Here is an 18,024-nt window from a genome sequence, read left to right as displayed (position 1 = left end):
TTCAGACTCCGGGATCTTGCTGGATCGGCCCGGGACGGCGGCCGCGTACCGCTTCCAGTTGTGCTGCGAAGGACAGGCCCAGCAGCAGGGCGATGGACGTGAGGTAGGCCCACAGCAGCAGGGACATGAACGCGCTGAGGGGGCCGTAGACGGTGTCGAAGGAGCCGCTGATGTTCAGGTAGAGGCTCAGCAACCAGGTCAGGGTCATCCACAGGACGAGGTACACGGCCGCGCCGAAGGCCAGCCACGTGTAGCCGGGCTGCCGGCGGCGTGGCGAACGGCGGAAGATGGCGCTCGCGGAGATGAGGGCGAGCAGCAGACCGAAGGGCCAGCGCAGGATGGTCCAGGCGCGCAGTGTGCTGTCGTCGAGGTGGTAGACCGTCACGGCCGCCGAGGCGAGGTCGCCCCCGGCGACCATGACGACGAACCCGAGGCCCAGGGGCAGCCCGGCGCTGAGTGACATCACCAGGCCCCGCAGGTACTTGAGGTGGAAGGGGCGGTCGCGTTCGTTGCCGTAGATGCGGTTCGCGCCTCGCTCGATCTGGCACATGGCCGTGGTGACGTTCATCAGGGAGAAGACGGCCCCGAACCACAGGGCGACCTCGGCCCCGGAGCCCGAGTTGTGGCGACTGCGGTCGAGTGCGTCGTCGACGACTTCCGCGCTGGGGCCCTGGGCGATCCGGTGGATCGTCAGTTCCGCCAGCCTGCCGACGTTCTCGGTGTGCAGGCTGGTGGACAGGCCGACGAAGGCGATGGCCAGCGGGATGACCGCCAGTACCGTCTGCAGGGCGAGGGCCCGGGCGTGGCTGAAGCCGTCGGCGTAGCGGAAGCGGACGAAGGCGTCGCGCAGCAGGGACCAGCCGCCGTAGCGGCGCAGAGTGGCCCAGGCCTCGTCGGCGGACAGTTCCTCTCCGCTCATGTCCCAGGTCTCGGGGACCTGAGTCGCGGTACCCATTCACTCCCCCCGGGCAGGCAGCAGCATCTTCAGGGCGCCGGGGGCGGCCTCGACCGTCAGGCGCCGTCCGCGGGCTATGGGGTCGCCGTCCAGTTCGCGGGGTTGGTCGTGGTCGAAGGTGAACTCGGCGTGCCGGAAGGTGAAGAAGGCCACCGGGGCGCCGTCCTCCTGGCCCGCGGGGGCGTCGGCGGCCGACCGCGGTGTGGCCGTGCCGCGCAGCAGGGTCCACAGGGCGCTGATCCAGCCGCCGGGACCATGCGGATCGAGGATCAGCAGATCGAGCCGCCCGTCGTCGGGTCGGGCTTCCGGTAGCAGCCGCATGCCGCCCTGCACCGCACCGACGTTGCCGATCAGCACCATGCGGGCGGTGCGTCGATGAGCCGGGGCTCCGTCCAGACGTACGTTCACGCTCATCCGCGGGGTTCGCGACCAGACGCGGGGGAGTGCCAGGACGTAGGCGAGCCAGCCCAGAGAGGCCTTCGTCCGGTCGTTGGCGTTGGCGCGTTGGAGCATCGCCGCGTCCAGGCCGGCGCCGCACATGGCGGCGAAGTGGGTGGCGGGCAGGCCGTCTCCCTCGATGCGGCCGAGGTCGACGCGGTGGACGGCGCCGTTCAGTGCGGCATCGAGGGCATCGACGGGCGACAGCGGCAGACCCAGATTGCGGGCCAGGAGATTGCCGGTCCCGCAGGGCACCAGGGCAAGGGGTACCGCGCTGCCCGCCATGGCGGTGGCCGCCGCCCGGAGAGTGCCGTCCCCGCCGCAGACCACCACGAGGGTCGCACCGCCGCGCACCGCTTCGGTGCTCTGGCCGCCGCCCGGGTCGTCGGCGGTGGTCTCGATGAACGTCGGTGCGCCGTAACCGTGTTGATGGAGAACCTGTTGAATGGCGTCGCGGTCGGTCTGATCGGTGACCGTGGGATTGAAGATCACCGCGGCGTGGCCGGTGCGTTGTCCGAGGCCGTCGGGAGCGATCCCGGCGGTCTTGGTCGACCCGGAGGCCGGGGGAGCGGTCACGAAACCGTCCGTGAGTACGGCGCGGCCGACGATCCACAGCGACAGGCCGCCGTTGACGAGGCCGCCCACCACGTCGGTGGGGTGGTGCATGCCCCGGTAGAGCCGGGCGAGGCCCACCACGATCGGAATGAGGAACAGCACGCCGGCCACGACGCGCCGCCACGGACTGCGCAGCCGGGACAGCGCGAGAACGGCCAGGCCGCCGTAGATCGCCGTGGCTGCCCCGGTGTGACCGGAGGTGTAGCTGGAGGTGGGCAGGGAGCCGTCGAGACGGTGCACCTCGGGGCGGTGCCGGTCCACCGCCGTGGTGATGACCAGGAAGACCAGGGACTGCAACGACACGGCGAGCGCGAGGAACGCGGCCTGCCGCCACATCGGCAGTCTCGGTATCCACAGAAGGCCCAGGCAACTCACCAGGGTTACGGCTATGACCGTCCCGGTGTTGCCGGCTTCGGAGGCGAACCACGACAGGGTGGTGAGCGAGTGCGTCCGTATCCGCTCGAAGCCCGAGTCGACATGGTCCTCGACCGTCAAAGGCCACAGGTGGTGGGCGGGGCCGGTGATGAGCAGGCCCAGACCCACCATCAGCGCGGCCTGGCAGGTGGCCAGCGCCGCGATCCAGCGAACGGACCAGCCGACTCCGCGCGGTGCGGTACGGCTGCCGGCGGCGGTGAGACCTCCCGCGGGTCTCTCCCCGGGCAACTCGGCTGGTCTTCCCGATACGGCGGTCGGCATCCGTACTCCCTGATCGACGTGTCGCGGCGATGGCCGGCCCGAGGCGTGTCCTCCGGCTCACCGCCGTATGCCCACTGAACTCGGGTACAGACGCGCCGCGCTGGGGTCGGTCCGTCGAGGGAGGGGGCGAGGGAGAGTCGTGGGGCACGACTGCTTCGACAAGTCCGCTGATGACGGGACGAGTTGGCCGACCCGGCCCCGGAAGCAAGCGCCGCAGGTGAAATGAGCGATCCCAGCCGGGTGCGCCGGGGCTGATTCCAGGTGCGTATGAAGGGGGCGGGCTTCGGGAGTGCCGTCGTATTCGCCGGGCAAGTGGCTTTTCGGGCCTGCTCACCGGCCCGCACCGAACCGCCCTTCAAGGTCAACGGGAGACATGACGTGATTCTCGACGGCACACCGGCAGCCCCCGCCCCTGTCCAAGCCACCGGCGACGCACTCGATGCGCGCAAGCGCCGCCTGCGCCGTCGCCTGGAGCGGCTCCTCGGCGTGGCCGCGACCGAGGGCAACGAACTCGTCCCGCTGCGCAACGGCGACCAGATCTTCCCCGCCATGCTCGGGGCGATCCGTTCGGCTCGCCACACCATCGACATGATGACGTTCGTGTACTGGCGCGGACAGATCGCCCGGGACTTCGCTCTCGCCCTCGCCGACCGGGCACGCGCGGGGGTACGGGTCCGGCTGCTCCTGGACGGCTTCGGTGCCCAGAAGATCGAGCAGCAGTTGCTCCAGGAGATGGACGACGCGGGTGTGCAGGTGGCCTGGTTCCGCAGACCCGTGTGGCTGTCACCCTTCAAACAGAACCACCGCTGCCACCGCAAGGCCCTCATCGTGGACGAGGCCACCGCGTTCACCGGTGGTGTCGGCATCGCGGAGGAATGGTGCGGCGACGCCCGGGGTCCGGGCGAATGGCGGGACACCCATGTGCAGGTGCGCGGTCCGGCCGTCGACGGCATAGCGGCCGCCTTCGCGCAGAACTGGGCCGAGTGCCACGACGAACTCTTCGACGACCGCGACCGTTTCACCGAACACGAGCAGCCCGGGTCGTCCGTCGTTCAGGTGGTACGCGGGTCGGCCAGCATCGGCTGGCAGGACATGCAGACCCTCATCCGCGTCATGCTGACCTCCGCCGAGGAGCGTTTCCGGCTGGCGACCGCCTACTTCGCTCCCGACACGTACTTCATCGATCTGCTGTGCCAGACCGCCCGGCGCGGTGTGGAGGTGGAGATCCTCCTTCCCGGACCGCACACCGATCAGCGCGCCTGCCAGCTCGCGGGCCAGCACCACTACACGCGTCTGCTGGAAGCCGGTGTGCGCATCCGGCAGTACCAGCCGACCATGATGCACGCCAAGATCATCACGGTGGACTCGGTCGCGGCCCTGATCGGCTCCACGAACTTCAACCGCCGGTCCATGGACCACGACGAGGAGGTCATGCTCGCGGTCCTGGACGAGAACTTCACCGCCTCCCTCGACCGCGACTACGAGGCAGACCTCCGCCACAGCGTGGACATCGACCTCAGCCGCTGGAGACGACGGGCGGTGCTGCAGCGCGCGAAGGAAGCCGCGGTCACTCCTATACGGCGGTTCCTGTGACCGGCGATCGCTGCTTGGTCAGCCGGCCGCATTCTGCCTCGACCGGTGAGTGCGGCCTGCTCACACGGCACACCACTCGCCCAGTTCGCCGGGCGCTCCTGTCGCGATGAAGCGGAGCATCAGGTCCCAAGCGTGATCTACAGACAGGACGAAGTCGCCGCTGAACGCCGCCAGGTCATCCATGACTGGGACGTCGACCACGGCATCCGCCGCCGCGGTGCCGTCTCCGACCAGCAGGAACGACTTCTCCGCATCGTCGAACAGATGGAGGACTCCCTCTTCACCTCGAAAGCCGAGGGTCAACAGGGGGAACTCACCGTCCGGAGGGCGGACTTCGAGGTACCCCCTGCCACGGGAGCGCAGTACCTCGAAGTGTTCCCTCAACTCCTCGATGCCGGAACACCTCTCAATTGCGCCGAACCGCCCCGACTTCAGTACCGTCGCCGCCCAGGTCACGCTCATCTCCGCACCTCCGACGCACATCCTGCTGCCTGGCCGCCGGACTGCGTGAGTCCTCCGCTGCCGGTCCCCGACACGGGCAACAGCGTCGTGGCGTATCGCACGTCTGACACGCACGGAACGCCTTCGGGGTCAAGGGAGCTGCACTGTAGATTTTCGGTTCATGCTCAGAGTTCAGGTTCTGGGACCCCTCCGTGGTGACGTCGACGGTGTTCCGGTCCACCTGGGAAGTCCCCGGCAGCGGGCGGTCCTTGCGCTCCTGCTGGCCGACCGTGGGCGTGTCGTACCCGTGGACCGGCTCGTCGACGGCCTTTGGCGGGGCCGGCCACCACAGAAGGCGGCTGCTTCACTGCACGCCTACGTGTCGAATCTGCGCCGCGTGCTCGAACCCGGGCGGGTGCCCCGTACCCCGGCCGGCGTTCTGATCAGTGCCCCGCCCGGATATGCGCTGAGGCTGCCGGAGGACGCGGTCGACGCCTGGCGGTTCGAGGCGGCCGTACGGCGGTCTCGTACCGCGTCGCCGGCCGAGGCCCGGCGCCTGCTGGAGGAGGCTCTGGGCTGGTGGCACGGAGCGGCCTACGGTGAGTGGGCCGATGAGGAGTGGGCGGCCGTCGAAGCGGCCCGGCTGAATGAACTGCACTCGGTGGCACGGGAGTTGGTGGTCGGTGCCACCCTGGCGTCCGGTGATCCGGCGGAGGCGGTGCCGGCGGCCGAGACGCTCGTACGGGAGCATCCGCTGCGCGAGGAGGGCTGGCGGCTGCTCGCCCTGGGCCTTTGGGCCTGTGGGCGTCGCGCCGACGCCCTGGGCGTGCTGCGCCGCGCGGCTGCCGTCATGGCCGAGGAACTCGGGCTGGGCCTCGGGGAGGCCCTGACCGAGTTGGAGAGCGCCATGCTGACGGGGCGGACCGAGGTGCTGCGCACCGCCGTGCCCGCGGTGCCCGCGGCTCCCGTGGCGGTCCGGGAACAGGCGCCCGTGGCCTCCCCGGTGGCCGACGAAGTGTTCGTGGGCCGCGACGACGAACTGCGGGCACTGGAGGGGGCCGCACGCGACGCGCTCCAGGGCGGGGGCGTCGTACTCGTGACCGGGGAGCCCGGCGCCGGCAAGTCGGCGCTGCTCGCCCGATACCGGCGGCGATTGCGGGACCAGGGCTGGACCGTGGTCGTGGGCCGCTGCCCCGAGTTCGACGGCGCCCCCTCGGCCTGGGCGTGGGTGGAGGCGCTCGACGCGCTCGCACGCCGTGTCCCTCCGGCCGACCCGGACGCGCTCGGCGCCCTGCTCCAAGAGACCGGACACCGCCAGCGGCCCGACCGCGGTGACGGATCGGGAAGCGGGACCGCAGGCAGCGGCGACGCGGGGCGGCGGGGGCAGCTGGGGGAGTGCGGTGGATGCGGGGAGGGTCCACGGCTTGACGAGCCTGGGGAGCAGGGGAGCACGCCGGGCAGCGGGCTGGACCGGGCAGGTGCCGTGGTGGCATCCACCGGACGTGCGGGAGGGGCGTTCGCCGGACGGTTCCGGCTGCACCAGGCGTTCGGCACCTGGCTGCGCAAGGCGGCGGCGGAGGCGCCGTTGGCGGTGATCGTCGACGATCTGCACCGAGCGGACGGTGAGACCCTGGCCCTGCTGGAAAGGGCCGCGGGGCTGGTGGGATCGCCCGTGCTGGTGATCGCCGCGTACCGCCCGGTCGACGCGGAGGACCGTCTGACCCAGACGCTCGCCGAACTCGCCCACCGCTCCCCGCACCGGCTGACGCTCGACGGACTGCCCCTGGACGGGGTGGACACCCTGGTCAGGGCCGTGTGCCGGGAGCAGGTCGACGCCGCGACCGTGCGGGCGCTGGCCGAGCGCACCGGCGGCAATCCCTTCTACGTGCGCGAGAGCGCCCGGCTGCTCGCCAGCGAGGGCGCCCTGGTGGCGATCTCCGAGGTGCCGCAGGGCGTACGCGACGTGCTGCGCCGGCGGCTGCGGCAGTTGACCGAGCGGACGCAGGCCGTCCTTCGACTCGCCGCCGTCGTCGGCCGGGAGACCGAGGTCGGGCTGCTCGTCGAGGCCGCGGACCCAGCCCAGCACGAAGAGCACGACGTGCTCGACGCCTTGGAGGAGTCCGTGATGGCGGGTCTGCTCACGGAACCGGCGCCCGGCGTGGTGCGGTTCGCGCACGCACTGGTCCGGGACACCCTCTACACGGACCTCGTCGGCGTACGCCGGGCGCGCCTGCACGCCGGGGTCGCGGACGCGCTGCGGCGCCGCAGCCCGGACGATGTCGCGGCTCTGGCACACCACTTAGCCCGTGCCGCCAGTCCGCGCACCGCCACGCTGGCCGTCGAGTACTCGCTGGCCGCGGCCGATCTCGCCGAGCGCCGCTACGCCCACGACACCGCAGTCGAACTGCTCACGCAGGCGATCGAGGCGTTCGCGCGGATCCCCGCCGTCGCGGATGACGGCAGTCCCGCTCGCCGCGCAGGACAATTGGTCGCCCTCCTCGGGCGGCTGCTGCGTGCCCAGAATCGGGCCGGGGCGATCGTCGCGGCCCGGGACACCCGCCAGCGCGCCATCGAGGCGGCCGAGGCCGTCGGGGACGAGGAGCTGACCGCGGCTGCCCTCGACTCGTGGATCGGACCGGGGCGGGCGCTGAGCGGGCCGCGTGGTCTTGTCGATCCGGAGGCGCTGGACACGTTCGTCGACCGGTTGCTGGCACGCGCCGAGTTGGACCCCGCCGTCATCGGCGCGCTTCCGCCCGCCTTGGCGGGCCGGCAGAACGGGTGGTCGGGGCCTGGCGACGCGCAGCAGATCGCTCTCGCGGATCAAGTGGCGCACGTCGAGCGCCGGTTGGCCGTCGCCCGGGCGGTGGGGGATCCGCTGCTGATCGCCTGCGCGCTGACCGCGGAGGCCGCCGTCGCGCCGCCCGGGAGCGTCGACCGCCGCACGTCGCTCGCGACCGAACTGCGGGTGCTCGGCTACGCGCACGACCTGCCCGCCAACAGCTGGGTGCGCGAGCACATAGGGGCCATGACCGCAGGGGCCCGCGGCGATGGCGCGAAGGTCCGCGGTCATGCCGGGCAGGGACTGGCCGTCGCCCGACGCCACCGTCTCCAGGAGGCCGAGGCGATCAACCTGTCGACGCTGGGCATGCTGGCTCACGTCGAGGGCCGTTTCGCCGATGCGGAAGCGACGTACACGCAGGCGCGCGAACTGTTGCGCGCGCACGGCTCGCCGCACGGCGACCTGGTGCACGTCCTGGGGCTGACCACCGTACGGCTGAGCAGTGGCCGTCCCGGCGAGGCGGAACCGTTGCTGCGGACCCTCGCCCCCGGCTCCGTGCCCACGGTGGACCTGGCCCTGGGGGTGGTCCTCGCCCGGCAGGGGGAGGACGAGCAGGCGTACGCGCTGAGCCGTCGATCGCTCGCCGCCGTACCGGTCGTACCCGACCACCTGTACGGCATCGCCCTCTCCCTGCGCGCCGAACTCGCCTTTCTGCTGCGCGACGTGACAAGTGCCCGCGAGCTGGTCCCGCTCCTGCTTCCCCTGCGTACGCAGCTCGCCGGCGCGGCGAGCATCTCCTTCGTCACCCGCCCGTTCGCCCACTCCCTGGGCGAGTTGTACCGGCTTCTCGGCGACGAGCCGGAGGCGCGGCGGCAGTTCGCCCTCGCGGAGGACGTGGCGCGCCGGTGGGGGTCGCGCCACCTGGCCGAGGCGGCCCGGGCCGCTGCGGTCGAGGGGGTTCCGCTCGGCTGACGGCTCAGCCCAGGTGCCACTTCTGGTTGGAGGTGCCGGCGCAGTCCCACAGCTGGAGCCGGGTGCCGGTCGCGGTGCCGGAGTCCTTGGCGTCGACGCACTTTCCGATCTTGGTGTTGACCAGGTCGTGGGCGTCGTTGAGGCGGAAGCGCTGGGCCCAGCCGCCGTTGCAGGTCGCCAGCTGGATGGCCGCGCCGTTGGCCTGCGAGGCGTTGGCGATGTCCAGGCACAGTCCCATGGAGCGCACGCTGCCGTCGGACTTGAAGACCCACTTCTGCCAGGCCTGAGAGCCGCATCCCGCCAATCGCAGCGGGGAGCCGTCCACGCCGGCGTGCGCGCTCACCTCGATGCACTTCGACGACTCGTAGCCGACGATCTCGTCCCCGGCCACGATGGTCGTGGCGGTGTTCGGCTTGGCGGCAGACTTCGTCGTGCCGGAGGTCGCCGTACCGGTATCGGAGTCGTGGGTCGCCGACTGGCCGGCCGCCCTGTGCGTGCCGTCGCCGGTCGATGCCTTGGAGCCCTTGGCGCCGGTGTCCGCTCCCTTGGCCGGATGGGTCTTGGTTCCCTTCGCGCCGTGTGGCGGACGGCTGCTGGTGTGCGCCGTCGGGGACGTGGCCGGCTCGACCGAGGCGCCGTCGGCGAGTTGCCGGACGGAGCCGCCGCCGACGTTCGCGGCCTGCGGCCGGGAGTCGTCGTCGCCGGGCAGCATCGTCAACGCCACACCGCCGAGCCCGAGGACCAGCACGGCGCATACGGCGACCGTGGCCCCGGCGACCCGCGCGCCGCGCTCCGGTTCGACGTCGCCCATGCCCTGTCCGTGCAGCGCGTCGGGTGTCTCCGGCCGCGCCGGCGGCGGCCGGAACAGCCCGCCGGGCCCGGCACCGGACGCTTCTGCTGTGTCTTCGCCGGCAGACGGCGGTACGAGCCCCTGCGCGCCGTCCGGCGTCGTCGCGTCCGCGCCGTTCGGCCGCGTTGCCGACGAGTCGGCCTCGTTCGCGTGGTCGAGTGCCGGAGCGTCCGGGGAGCCGCTGGTGCTCTCGGTCCGCAACTCGGCGTTCGGCGCCAGTGGTTCGGCCGCGGGATCCGGCTCGGGCTCTGCGGCCGGAGCCGGTTCGGCGGACGCCGTCCCGGCTTCGGTCTCCCCCAGCCAGGGCAGCGGCCGTTCCCAGACGGCCGGCTCCCCAGGAGGCTGTGGACGGCCCGTTGTGCGCTCCATGTCTGCCTGCCCGTCTGCGCGCGTGATGAGTCTGCGGCGACCGACCCTAGGTTGCGTGGCGGACCTCAGGCCGCCGTGGGCGGCCCTTCTGCCCGGCAGGACCGAATTCCCTTCCCTCCAGTGCCTGATTCCGGGCCGTCATCTCCGAGTGGTCATTTCCGAGCCGTCACGGCGACTGCCGACGAGGAGCGGACGTTCAGTCGAGACAGAACTCGTTGCCCTCGATGTCCTGCATCACGATGCACGACTCGTTGTCCTCGTCGGCCTTCAGCGTGCGCACATGAACCGCGCCGAGGGCGACCAGTCGTGCGCATTCGGCCTCCAGCGTGGCGAGGCGCTCCTCGCCCACGAGTCCGGTGCCGGCCCGTACGTCGAGATGCACCCGGTTCTTGACGACCTTTCCTTCGGGAACACGCTGGAACAGCAGGCGCGGGGCCACACCCGAGGGATCACTGCATGCGAAGTAGTCGACCTGCTCCTCGGGTGGCAGTGAGCGGTGGTACTCCTCCCAAGTGGCGAACCCCTCGGGGGCCGGCGGTACGACGTAGCCCAGCACCTCGCACCAGAAGGCGGCGAGTCGTGCGGGTTCGGCGCAGTCGAAGGTCACTTGAAACTGCTTGATCGATGACATCGGCGCACCATAACAGCGAGGGTGCGGGTCACAGAGTGCCGGAGCGCAGGGCGTAGGCCACCGCGTGGGTGCGGTTGCGCAGGCCCAGTCGGTTCATCATGACGCTGAGGATGTTCTTGATGGTGCGCTCGGAGTAGTTCAGCTTCCGGGCGATCTCCGTGGTGTCGAGCCCCTCGGCCAGCAGCCGCAGTACATCGACCTCGCGAACCTCCAGACCGGAGGTGGTCAGGCCCAGCGGGGCCAGAACGTCGCGCTGCACCGCCAGAAGGTGATCCAGGAGCTCGCCCTGGACCGGCGGGGGGAGGGCGGCCCCGCCCTCGGCCACGGCGCGCACGGCCTCGACGATCCTGTCGTACGTGCTGTCCTGGCGCCACATCACCCCGCGCAGGCCGTGATGCACCGCCCGCAGCAGGTGGGCTTCGCCGATGTGTCCGGTGACGAGCACGATCCCCATGCCGGGGCTGGTCGAGCGGGCGGCCACCGACTCCATGAGCAGCATCGTCTCCTCGGTGACCTCCGGCGTGATCATGAGCACGACGTCGGCGTGCCGGTGCTCCTCCTGGGACAGTACGTTCAGTCCCGGGTACCTGCGCAGGCACCAGACGGCACCCTCGCCGGTGATCGGGTCACCGGCGACGACTGCGATCGAGATCATCCCCAACGTTCCTGCTGTCCTTTCGGGTTCGGATCGTCGCCCTGGCCGGCCCGGCCGTCGTCACGACGTCGGGTCCCGGCGTGGGCGGCGCGCGAGGAGCATCACCCGACCGTCTTGGCGCTGACTTGGCGTGTACTTGGCGAGATTGCCCGTCCGGCCAGGCTTCGCTGTCCGCCGGGACAGACATCCGCTGTGCGGCGCGGGAGGGGAGTGGACCGCTGCCTAGGCTCGGGCGGCAGCTTCAGCCCCGGCGACGCAGAGGAAGAGAGCAGGTTGAGCACGGTCATCGCGAAGCGCTCGTCCCGTGCCGAAGGGCCGCCGATGCCCGAGGGGCAGGTCGAACTGGCGGAGCCTCCGGTCCTCGGCGAACCCGCCACCGCCGACTTCGGCTCCGTCATGACGTACCTGCCGATGGGCCTGGGGGCCGGGGCGATGGTGCTGATGTACTCGGTCGGCAGCGGCGGCCTGTCCACGTACATGATGACCGGGATGATGGGCGTCGCCATGATCAGCATGACGCTGACCCAGATCGGCCGGCCCGGCGCGGAACGCCGCCGCCGCATGCGGGCCGAGCGGCGCGACTACCTGCGCTATCTGGGGCAGAAGCGCACGCAGGCCCGGCAGGCCGCCGAGGCCCAGCGGACCGCGCTGCTGTGGGACAACCCGGACACTGCCGACCTGTGGGCGCTCGCCGGCGGCCCCCGGCTGTGGGAACGCAGGCCCGGACACGACGACTTCGGCCGCGTCCGCATCGCTCTCGCGACCCGCCGCGCCGCGCTGGAGTTCCTGCCGCCGCAGACCAAGCCGGTCGAGGACCTCGAACCGCTGTGCGCGATCTCGCTGCGCCGGTTCACCAAGGCCCACCAGACCGTGCCCCTGCTGCCGGTGCCCGTGTCCCTGCGCCGCTTCACCAGCGTCGAGTTCACCGGCGACACCGAGGACGCGCTGGCCCTGGCCCGGGCGCTGCTGGGGCAGCTGGTGGTCTTCCACTCCCCGGACGAACTGCGTGTCGCCGTCCTGGGCGACGAGGCCGCACGGCGCGAGTGGGACTGGCTGAAGTGGCTGCCGCACAACGCCCATCCCACCCAGGAGGACCCTGCCGGCCCCGTGCGCCTCGCGGCGGGCGACCACGACGCACTGCTCGACCTGCTCGGCCCGGACGTGCGCGACCGCCCCGATCACGACGCCTCCGCCGCGCCCAGTGTCGCCGAGCCGTTCACGGTCGTCGTCGCCCAGGGCGTACGGCTGCCGGAGACCTCGCGGTTGACGGGCGCCGGCATCCGAGGTCTGGTGCTGCTCGACCTCACCGGCGCGGTGCCCGGCGGCCCCAAGGTGCTGCGGCTCACCGTGCGCGCCGGCACAGTCACTTTCCCGCAGGGGGAGGAGAGCGTCAGCGGCCGCGCCGACCGGCTCGGCCGCGTCGAGGCCGAGGCCCTGGTCCGCGCGCTCGCCCCCATGCGCACCGCGGGCGGCGTCGACCTCGTGGACCGCCCGCTCGAGTCGGACTTCGACCTGGCCACCATGCTCGGCATCCGTGACGTACGCGCCTTCGACGTCCCGGCGAAGTGGCGCCCGCGCCAGGTACTGGAGGCCCGTCTGAAGGTGCCCGTCGGGGTCACCGAGGACGGCGAGATCGTGGAACTCGACCTCAAGGAGTCCGCGCAGGGCGGCATGGGCCCGCACGGGCTGCTGATCGGCGCGACGGGCTCCGGCAAGAGCGAACTGCTGCGCACCCTGGTGACGGGCCTGGCCGCCACCCACTCCTCCGAGATCCTCAACCTGGTCCTGGTGGACTTCAAGGGCGGTGCCACCTTCCTCAACATGGACCGGCTGCCGCACACCTCCGCCGTCATCACCAACCTCGCCGAGGAACTCCACCTCGTCGACCGCATGCGGGACTCCATCAACGGCGAGATGATCCGCCGTCAGGAACTGCTGCGGGAAGCCGGATACGCCTCGCTGTACGAGTACGAGAAGGCACGCGCCGCGGGCACGGGCACCCTGGCCCCCTTGCCGTCGCTGCTGATCATCGTCGACGAGTTCTCCGAACTGCTCGCCAGCAAGCCGGAGTTCGTCGAACTGTTCGTCTCCATCGGGCGGCTCGGGCGCAGCCTCGGCGTCCATCTGCTGCTCGCCTCCCAGCGCCTGGACGAATCGCGTATCCACCGCGTCGAAGGCCACCTGTCGTACCGGATCGCGCTGCGCACCTTCTCCTCGATGGAGTCGCGCAGCGTCATCGGCACCACCAGCGCGTACGAACTGCCCTCCGCGCCCGGCAACGGCTACCTGAAGGTGGACACCACCAACCTCGTCCGGTTCAAGGCCGCCTACGTCTCCGGTCCCGCGCCCACCGCACCGGGCCCCGAGGAGACCGACCGCCCTGCCGGCGCGGTCCGCGAGGTGACCGTCTTCGGCCTGGACCGCCAGGGCCCGTCCGTGCCGACCGGCGCCGAGGAGGAGGGTGCCCACCTGGTCTCCCTCGCCGAGGAGGCTCTGCGCGACCAGAACACCGTCGCGTCGGAGGCCGAGGACGACGGCGGCGACGGCAGCGAGGACAGCCTGCTGGAGGTCTTCGTCTCCCGTCTGCAGGACAGCGGCCCGCCCGCCCGTCAGGTCTGGCTGTCCCCGCTGTCGGAGTCGCCGGCCCTCGACCAGCTGCTTCCCGGCATCGTGCCCGACCCGGACCGCGGCATGGGAGCCGCCGACCCCCGCGTCCAGGGCGCACTCCGCGTCCCGCTCGGTATGGTCGACCGCCCCTTCGAGCAACTGCGTGAACTGCTCGTGGCGGACCTGTCCGGCGCCGAAGGGCACATCGGGCTGGTCGGCGCGCCCCAGACCGGCAAGTCGACGCTGCTGCGCACCCTGATGCTGTCCCTGGCGCTGACCCACACACCCCGAGAAGTCCAGTTCTACTGCCTGGACTTCGGCGGCGGCGGCCTCGTCTCCGTCGCCGGGCTGCCCCATGTCGGCTCGGTGGCCACCCGGCTGGAGCGCGACAAGGTGCTGCGCACCGTGGAAGAGCTCTCCCAACTGCTCGAACAGCGGGAGCAGTTGTTCACCTCGCGCGGACTCGAATCGATGGCCGCCTACCGGGCGCAGATCGCCGACGGCACCCTCGACGACCCGTTCGGTGACGTTTTCCTCGTCGTCGACGGCTGGGCCACGCTCCGTCAGGACTTCGACGACCTGGAGCAGCGGATCATGGAACTCGCCGCCCGCGGGCTGTCGTTCGGACTGCACGTGGTCGCCTCCGCGGTCCGCTGGTCCGAAGTGCGCCCCCGACTGCGGGACATGCTCGGCACGAAACTCGAACTCCGTCTCGGCGACTCCATGGAGTCCGAGGTCGGATCCCGCGCCGCTGCCGGTGTCCCGCACCGGCCGGGCCGCGGTCTGACCTCCTCCGGCCATCACTTCCTGTCCGCGCTGCCCCGCCTCGACAGCTCCTCGCGCACCGACGACCTCACCGCCGCCACCAAGGCGGCGGTCGCCGAGATCGACACCTTCTGGACCGGTTCCCGGGCGCCCGGAGTACGCCTGCTGCCGACCCGGCTGGACGCCCGCCGGCTGCCGGCCCCCGCCGACACGCGAGACCTGAGCTTCTGCCTCGGCTGGGACGAACAGCGCCTCGCACCCGTCTGGCACGACTTCGGCGCCACCCCGCACCTGCTGGTCTTCGGCGACGGCGAGACCGGCAAGACCAACGCCCTGCGGCTGGCCATCCGCGCCATCACCGCCCGCTACCGCCCGGAGGAGGCCAAGATCCTCCTGGCCGACCCCGGGCGCGGGCTCCTCAAGGACGTGCCGGAGGATTACCGGGTCGGCTACGTCGTCGACAACGACGCGCTCGGCAGACTCGCCGACAGCGCCGCCGTGTCGGTGGCCAAGCGGCAGCCCGGCGCCGACGTCAGCCCCGAACAGCTGGAGAAGCGGGACTGGTGGACCGGGCCGCTGCTGTTCGTCCTCGTCGACGACTACGACCTGTTCACCGGAGCGCCCGGCACACCCTCGCCGATGATGCCGCTGGTGCCGCTGCTGGCCCAGGGCGCCCACATCGGACTGCACCTCGTCGTCGCCCGTTCCACCTCCGGAGCCATGCGGTCCGTCATGGACCCGCTGATCCGCCGCATGTGGGAACTGGGCAACCCCGCGCTGCTGTTCTCCTACCCCAAGGAGGAGGGCAAGTTCATCGGCGAGGCCAAGCCGCGCACCCTGCCCGCCGGCCGCGCCCAGCTCGTCACCCGACGCACCCTCAGGCTCGTCCAGACCGGCCTGGTGCCGGCCGCCTCCGCCCCCACAGGAACACCATGACCAACGCCGCACCCGCTCCCGCCCGGGCCACCGAGGTCTGCCGCCTCACCGTCGAGGCACCGGACGGACGCGCCGACCTCGCCGTCCCCGTCACCACCACCGTCTCCGACCTTCTGGTGGTCCTGCTGTCCCACGCCGCCGTGGGTGCCGCACCGCAGGACGCCCGCTGGGTACTGCAGCGGCTCGGCGAGGAGCCCCTCGATCCCGCGTGGACCGTCGAGAGCGCCGGACTGCGCGAGGGCGACGTGCTGCACCTGCGGCCCGCCGACGCGGCCCTGCCGGCCCTGCACTTCGACGACATGGCCGACGGCGTCGCCCACGCCGTCGGCGCCGGACCCGGCCGCTGGCGGCCCGAACTCACCCGCGGCCTGTCCCTGACGCTGGCCTGCCTGACCCTGGTCGCCCTGGCCGCCGCGCTGCTCGGTGCGGGACCGGGCCCCCGCACCGCGGCCGTCGCCGCCGCCCTCGCACTGGTACTGGCCGCCGGGTGCGCCGCGGGCGGCCGTATGCGCGCCGACCGGGGCAGCGTCCTGGTCGCCGGGGTCGGTTCGTTCGGCTTCGCCGCCCTGGCCGGGACCACCCTGCCCCACAACCCCTCCGGCGGATTCGCCCCCGGCCTCACCGGGGTGCTCGTCGGCGCCGTCTTCGTGCTCGCGCTGGCCGGCGTACTGCTCGCGCTGGACGCGCTGCCCCTGGTGGTGCCGGGAACCGTCCTGCTCACGGCGGTCGCCGCCGCGGCCGGAGCGGGCCTCGCCGAGGGCGCCGGTCTGCACGGCTTCCAAGCCGCCTCGGCCGTCGCGGTCGCCCTGTTCGTGCTCGGGCACCTCGCCCCACGACTCGCCCTGCGCACCGCCCGGCTGCGCGTGCCCCGACTGCCGCACGACGCCGAGGAACTCCAACTGGACATCGAGCCCGAACCCGGGACGGCGGTGACCCGCCGGGTCGCCGTCGCCACCGCCTGCCTCGACATCATCAGCGTGTCCTCCGCGCTGGTGTGGGCGGTCGCGCTCTGGCTGCTCGTCGACCGTGAGAAGGGCTGGCCGGGCTGGGTACTTCCCCTCGCCCTCAGCCTCGCCGTCCTGCTGCGTGCGCGCGCCGGCAACGGCACCCTGCAGCGCGTTCCGGCCGTGGTCGCCGGCGCCTACGGCCTGGGCCTCGTGCTCGTCGTGCGCGTCGCGCCCACCGGCTTCCTCGGCAGGGCCGCCGTACTCGCGATCCTGCTGGCCGCCGCGTCGGCGCTGCTCGTGGGCGCCTGGCGACTGCCGCGCGCTCGGCTGCTGCCGGTGTGGGGGCACCTCGGCGACCTCCTGGAGACCGTCACGGCCATCACCCTGCTGCCGCTGCTGCTCCAGGTGCTCCACGCGTACGCGTACTTCCGCGGCCTCGCGGGCTAGGGGCGACTCGCATGCAGACGCGACGCGATCACGTACAGGCCTACCAGTTCGCGATGGGCCGCCTCGCCTCCGCCCTGGTCAGCGGAGACCCCGGCCGGGGTGACAGCCCCACCCGACGGTCCGCCCTCGGCTCCGTCTTCGGAGTGGGCCTGGTGGTGCTGCTGTGCGCCGGGTTCGGCGTGTACGGGCTGATCTCGCCCGTGGCCAAGGACGATTGGCGCAAGGACGGCGCCGTGGTCCTGGAGGAGGACACCGGCACCCGCTACGTCTACGCCGACGGTGTACTCCGCCCGATCCGCAACTACGCCTCCGCGCTGCTCATCGCGGGCGAGCGGACCAAGCCCGAGACGGTGTCCGCCAAGTCCCTGGCCGGCGTCCCGCACAGCACACCGGTCGGCATCGAGGGTGCCCCGGACACCGTGCCCGAGGCCTCCGCACTGGCCGTCGGCGCCTGGGCACGCTGCCTGGCGGGAGCGGGGCCGACGGGCAAGGGGACGGCAGGAAAGGCCGCCGCCGCGGCGGGGCAGACCCTGGTCTTCGGCAGCCGCGCCGCCCGGCTCGCCCCGCTGCCCGACGACCGGCAGGTGCTGCTCACCGGTCCCAAGGGCGTGCGCTACCTGCTGCTGCGCGGCGTCAAGTACCCGGTCCCCGGCGACGCGACGCTCGTCGCCCTCGGACTGGACGACCAGGCGGCCCTGCACGCCACCGCCGACTGGCTGGCCGACCTGCCCACCGGCGCCGCCCTCGCCGCGCCGACCCCGGCCGACGCCGGAAAGCCCGCCGGTGAGGTCGCCGGCCACAGCGCCGTGGTCGGCGAGGTGTTCCGCACCAGCACCGGCACCACCGAGCACTACTACCTGATGCGTTCCGACGGGCTCGCCCTCGTCAACGCCACCGAATACGCCCTGCTGGCAGCCCGTCCCGGCGCACCCGCGCCACGGCAGGTCGGGCAGACGGACATCGCGGCCGCCCCGGTCTCGGCCGACCGCTCGACCGGCCGTGTCCCCGACCTGTCCGCCGTCCGCGCCCTGGACGGCGACACCGTATGCGTGACGTCCACCGGCGGCCGGGCCCGCATCACCGTCGGGGCCCCCGGCCGCGGCGGGATCGTCCTGCTGCCGGGAGGAGGCGTCCTGGCCGTACCGGGCGGCGGCAGAACCGAGTACCTGATCACCGAACAGGGCCTGAAGTACCGGATCGCCGACGAAGCCGCCGCGCGCGCCCTCGGATTCGACACGAGCAGGCGCCGACTGACCCTTCCCGCGGGCGTCCTCGCCCTCGTCCCCGACGGCCCGGTACTCAGCCGTACCGCGGCGGCGAAGGGATGA

At 72.2% G+C, this 18,024-nt stretch carries 11 protein-coding genes; 5 read left to right on the top strand and 6 right to left on the bottom strand.

Going from position 1 to position 18,024, the window contains the following annotated elements; translation table 11 throughout:
• Position 1 precedes the first annotated feature (1 nt).
• Both ACIGDI_RS19780 and ACIGDI_RS19775 read right to left on the bottom strand, forming a co-directional pair.
• Positions 2 to 955, bottom strand: a complete 954-nt coding sequence (locus ACIGDI_RS19780; protein WP_399898148.1) for a YihY/virulence factor BrkB family protein — start codon at positions 953 to 955, stop codon at positions 2 to 4.
• Entirely contained in the window at positions 956 to 2,704 is a 1,749-nt protein-coding gene (locus ACIGDI_RS19775; RefSeq protein WP_399898146.1) for a diacylglycerol kinase family protein, read from the bottom strand.
• Positions 2,705 to 3,082: 378 nt separating this feature from the next.
• Here ACIGDI_RS19775 and ACIGDI_RS19770 point away from each other — a divergent pair, with 378 nt between their 5' ends.
• The gene (locus ACIGDI_RS19770) at positions 3,083 to 4,297 is read left to right on the top strand and encodes a phosphatidylserine/phosphatidylglycerophosphate/cardiolipin synthase family protein (protein ID WP_399898144.1); all 1,215 of its coding nucleotides are present in this window, start codon (positions 3,083 to 3,085) and stop codon (positions 4,295 to 4,297) included.
• Between the two features lie 60 nt (positions 4,298 to 4,357).
• On the opposite strand, the gene ACIGDI_RS19765 is transcribed toward ACIGDI_RS19770, so the two are convergent.
• On the bottom strand, positions 4,358 to 4,759 hold the full coding sequence (locus ACIGDI_RS19765) for a hypothetical protein (RefSeq protein WP_399898142.1): 402 nt from the start codon (positions 4,757 to 4,759) through the stop codon (positions 4,358 to 4,360).
• Between the two features lie 160 nt (positions 4,760 to 4,919).
• Between ACIGDI_RS19765 and ACIGDI_RS19760 the strand changes: the two genes are divergently transcribed.
• Positions 4,920 to 8,489, top strand: coding sequence for a BTAD domain-containing putative transcriptional regulator (locus ACIGDI_RS19760; protein ID WP_399898140.1), 3,570 nt, complete (start codon positions 4,920 to 4,922; stop codon positions 8,487 to 8,489).
• A gap of 4 nt (positions 8,490 to 8,493) precedes the next feature.
• Here ACIGDI_RS19760 and ACIGDI_RS19755 read toward each other — a convergent pair whose 3' ends face one another.
• From ACIGDI_RS19755 to ACIGDI_RS19745, 3 genes are all read right to left on the bottom strand, one after another.
• Complete coding sequence (locus tag ACIGDI_RS19755; RefSeq protein WP_399898138.1) at positions 8,494 to 9,708, bottom strand: ricin-type beta-trefoil lectin domain protein; 1,215 nt, start codon at positions 9,706 to 9,708, stop codon at positions 8,494 to 8,496.
• 196 nt (positions 9,709 to 9,904) lie between these two features.
• On the bottom strand, positions 9,905 to 10,339 hold the full coding sequence (locus tag ACIGDI_RS19750) for a VOC family protein (RefSeq protein ID WP_399898136.1): 435 nt from the start codon (positions 10,337 to 10,339) through the stop codon (positions 9,905 to 9,907).
• A 28-nt stretch (positions 10,340 to 10,367) separates the two neighbouring features.
• The gene (locus tag ACIGDI_RS19745; protein ID WP_399898135.1) at positions 10,368 to 10,994 is read right to left on the bottom strand and encodes a LuxR C-terminal-related transcriptional regulator; all 627 of its coding nucleotides are present in this window, start codon (positions 10,992 to 10,994) and stop codon (positions 10,368 to 10,370) included.
• Between the two features lie 273 nt (positions 10,995 to 11,267).
• On the opposite strand from ACIGDI_RS19745, the gene eccCa reads away from it, so the two are divergent.
• From eccCa to eccB, 3 genes are read left to right on the top strand one after another with little or no spacing between them, the layout of a single operon-like run.
• Positions 11,268 to 15,302, top strand: a complete 4,035-nt coding sequence (eccCa, locus tag ACIGDI_RS19740) for a type VII secretion protein EccCa (RefSeq protein WP_399898133.1) — start codon at positions 11,268 to 11,270, stop codon at positions 15,300 to 15,302.
• A complete protein-coding gene (gene eccD, locus ACIGDI_RS19735) occupies positions 15,299 to 16,696 on the top strand; it encodes a type VII secretion integral membrane protein EccD (RefSeq protein ID WP_399898131.1) in 1,398 nt (465 codons plus the stop codon). Before eccCa ends, eccD begins: the two co-directional genes overlap by 4 nt.
• Before the next feature lie 11 nt (positions 16,697 to 16,707).
• A complete protein-coding gene (eccB, locus tag ACIGDI_RS19730) occupies positions 16,708 to 18,024 on the top strand; it encodes a type VII secretion protein EccB (RefSeq protein ID WP_399898129.1) in 1,317 nt (438 codons plus the stop codon).

Origin of the sequence: Streptomyces sp. NPDC085900, assembly GCF_044540925.1 — a bacterium.
Classification (GTDB): domain Bacteria; phylum Actinomycetota; class Actinomycetes; order Streptomycetales; family Streptomycetaceae; genus Streptomyces; species Streptomyces gilvifuscus.
The sequence above is the reverse complement of the archived record's forward strand: the minus strand, read 5'-3'. Positions and strand labels throughout refer to the sequence as shown.

Excerpts from the sequence above, each read along its gene's own strand:
- ACIGDI_RS19745 (WP_399898135.1), bottom strand. The coding sequence starts at position 10,994 with ATGATCTCGATCGCAGTCGTCGCCGGTGACCCGATCACCGGCGAGGGT.
- ACIGDI_RS19755 (WP_399898138.1), bottom strand. The coding sequence starts at position 9,708 with ATGGAGCGCACAACGGGCCGTCCACAGCCTCCTGGGGAGCCGGCCGTC.
- eccD (WP_399898131.1), top strand. The coding sequence starts at position 15,299 with ATGACCAACGCCGCACCCGCTCCCGCCCGGGCCACCGAGGTCTGCCGC.
- ACIGDI_RS19775 (WP_399898146.1), bottom strand. The coding sequence starts at position 2,704 with ATGCCGACCGCCGTATCGGGAAGACCAGCCGAGTTGCCCGGGGAGAGA.
- eccB (WP_399898129.1), top strand. The coding sequence starts at position 16,708 with ATGCAGACGCGACGCGATCACGTACAGGCCTACCAGTTCGCGATGGGC.
- ACIGDI_RS19780 (WP_399898148.1), bottom strand. The coding sequence starts at position 955 with ATGGGTACCGCGACTCAGGTCCCCGAGACCTGGGACATGAGCGGAGAG.
- ACIGDI_RS19750 (WP_399898136.1), bottom strand. The coding sequence starts at position 10,339 with ATGTCATCGATCAAGCAGTTTCAAGTGACCTTCGACTGCGCCGAACCC.
- ACIGDI_RS19760 (WP_399898140.1), top strand. The coding sequence starts at position 4,920 with ATGCTCAGAGTTCAGGTTCTGGGACCCCTCCGTGGTGACGTCGACGGT.
- ACIGDI_RS19765 (WP_399898142.1), bottom strand. The coding sequence starts at position 4,759 with ATGAGCGTGACCTGGGCGGCGACGGTACTGAAGTCGGGGCGGTTCGGC.